The organism is Halomonas sp. 707D4 (assembly GCF_024158685.1).
GTDB lineage: Bacteria > Pseudomonadota > Gammaproteobacteria > Pseudomonadales > Halomonadaceae > Vreelandella.
The window spans coordinates 1-3,015 of the sequence record NZ_JAMZBD010000381.1 but is presented as its reverse complement, the minus strand read 5'-3'; the positions used below and the strand labels follow the sequence as shown (position 1 = coordinate 3,015).

Here is a 3,015-nt window from a genome sequence, read left to right as displayed (position 1 = left end):
GCGATCCAGACTCCTTCGGGTTATAGGGTCAAGCAATGAAGCGCACACGGTGGATGCCTAGGCAGCCAGAGGCGATGAAAGACGTGGAAGCCTGCGATAAGGTTCGGTGAGGTGGCAAACGACCTGTGACCCGGACATCTCTGAATGGGGAAACCCACTGACCACAAGGTCAGTATCGTACCTTGAATATATAGAGGTACGAGGCGAACCGGGGGAACTGAAACATCTAAGTACCCCGAGGAAAAGAAATCAACCGAGATTCCCCCAGTAGCGGCGAGCGAACGGGGACCAGCCCTTAAGCGTGTGAAAGATTAGACGAACGGATTGGGAAGTCCGGCCAGAGCGGGTGATAGCCCCGTAGTCGAAAATCTGATCACGTGAAATCGAGTAGGTCGGGGCACGAGAAACCTTGACTGAAGACGGGGGGACCATCCTCCAAGGCTAAATACTCCTGGCTGACCGATAGTGAACCAGTACCGTGAGGGAAAGGCGAAAAGAACCCCGGCGAGGGGAGTGAAATAGATCCTGAAACCGTGTGCGTACAAGCAGTAGGAGCGGACTTGTTCCGTGACTGCGTACCTTTTGTATAATGGGTCAGCGACTTATATTCAGTGGCGAGCTTAACCGTATAGGGGAGGCGTAGAGAAATCGAGTCTTAACTGGGCGACCAGTCGCTGGATATAGACCCGAAACCGGGCGATCTATCCATGAGCAGGGTGAAGGTTGAGTAACATCAACTGGAGGCCCGAACCAGGATCTGTTGAAAAAGATTTGGATGACTTGTGGATCGGAGTGAAAGGCTAATCAAGCCCGGAGATAGCTGGTTCTCCTCGAAAGCTATTTAGGTAGCGCCTCACGTATCACCACCGGGGGTAGAGCACTGTTTCGGCTAGGGGGTCATCCCGACTTACCAACCCGAGGCAAACTCCGAATACCGGTGAGTGCCAGCGTGGGAGACACACGGCGGGTGCTAACGTCCGTCGTGAAAAGGGAAACAACCCAGACCGTCAGCTAAGGTCCCCAAATCCTGGTTAAGTGGGAAACGATGTGGGAAGGCTCAGACAGCTAGGAGGTTGGCTTAGAAGCAGCCATCCTTTAAAGAAAGCGTAATAGCTCACTAGTCGAGTCGGCCTGCGCGGAAGATGTAACGGGGCTAAACCAGGTACCGAAGCTACGGGTTCATCCTCTGGATGAGCGGTAGAGGAGCGTCGTGTAAGCCAATGAAGGTGTGTCGAGAGGCATGCTGGAGGTATCACGAGTGCGAATGCTGACATGAGTAACGATAAGGGGAGTGAAAAACTCCCCCGCCGGAAGACCAAGGTTTTCTGTTCGATGCTAATCAGAGCAGAGTGAGTCGGCCCCTAAGGCGAGGCGGAAACGCGTAGTCGATGGGAAACGGGCTAATATTCCCGTACCGGACATGATTGCGATGGGGGGACGGAGAAGGCTAGGTGAGCCAGGCGTTGGTTGTCCTGGTGAAAGTGAGTAGGCTGGGGTCTTAGGTAAATCCGGGACCCTTCAAGGCCGAGACACGAGACGAACGGTCTTTGGACCGGAAGTCATTGATGCCACGCTTCCAGGAAAAGCCTCTAAGCTTCAGATCATGTGCGACCGTACCCCAAACCGACACAGGTGGTCAGGGTGAGAATCCCAAGGCGCTTGAGAGAACTCGGGTGAAGGAACTAGGCAAAATGGTGCCGTAACTTCGGGAGAAGGCACGCCGGCGTAGGGTGATGGGACTTGCTCCTTAAGCCCGAACCGGTCGAAGATACCAGGTGGCTGCAACTGTTTAGTAAAAACACAGCACTCTGCTAACGCGCAAGCGGACGTATAGGGTGTGACGCCTGCCCGGTGCCGGAAGGTTAAGTGATGGTGTTAGGATTCGTCCGAAGCTCTTGATCGAAGCCCCGGTAAACGGCGGCCGTAACTATAACGGTCCTAAGGTAGCGAAATTCCTTGTCGGGTAAGTTCCGACCTGCACGAATGGCGTAATGATGGCCACGCTGTCTCCACCCGAGACTCAGTGAAATTGAAATCGCCGTGAAGATGCGGTGTACCCGCGGCTAGACGGAAAGACCCCGTGAACCTTTACTATAGCTTCACACTGGACACTGATGTTGCCTGTGTAGGATAGCTGGGAGGCTTGGAAACCCGGACGCCAGTTCGGGTGGAGCCAACCTTGAAATACCAGCCTGGCATCATTGGTGTTCTCACTCAGGTCCGTCATCCGGATCGAGGACAGTGTGTGGTGGGTAGTTTGACTGGGGCGGTCTCCTCCCAAAGAGTAACGGAGGAGCACGAAGGTACCCTCAGCACGGTCGGACATCGTGCAATGAGTGCAAGAGCATAAGGGTGCTTGACTGCGAGACAGACACGTCGAGCAGGTGCGAAAGCAGGTTCTAGTGATCCGGTGGTTCTGTATGGAAGGGCCATCGCTCAACGGATAAAAGGTACTCCGGGGATAACAGGCTGATACCGCCCAAGAGTTCACATCGACGGCGGTGTTTGGCACCTCGATGTCGGCTCATCACATCCTGGGGCTGAAGTCGGTCCCAAGGGTATGGCTGTTCGCCATTTAAAGTGGTACGCGAGCTGGGTTTAGAACGTCGTGAGACAGTTCGGTCCCTATCTGCCGTGGGCGTTGGATGTTTGAGAAGGGCTGCTCCTAGTACGAGAGGACCGGAGTGGACGCACCTCTGGTGTTCCGGTTGTCACGCCAGTGGCATTGCCGGGTAGCTATGTGCGGACGGGATAACCGCTGAAAGCATCTAAGCGGGAAGCCCCCTTCAAGATGAGACATCCCCGAGGCCTCGAGCCTCCTGAAGGGCCCAGCGAGACCAGCTGGTTGATAGGCACGGTGTGGACGCGCTGCAAGGCGTTGAGCTAACGTGTACTAATGGCCCGTGAGGCTTGACCCTATAACACCCAAGGGGTCTGGTCGCACAGTGACGACGAACGAAGAACCGGATACGCGCCGAACATCGGCGAGAGACGCCACAGAACACGCATACGCCC

1 rRNA gene is annotated in these 3,015 nt (G+C 55.3%); it reads left to right on the top strand.

The annotated features are described in order from the left end of the window. The first annotated feature begins 26 nt into the window (after window positions 1-26). Window positions 27-2,918 (top strand): 23S ribosomal RNA (locus tag BIS11_RS13945). Window positions 2,919-3,015: the final 97 nt, after the last annotated feature.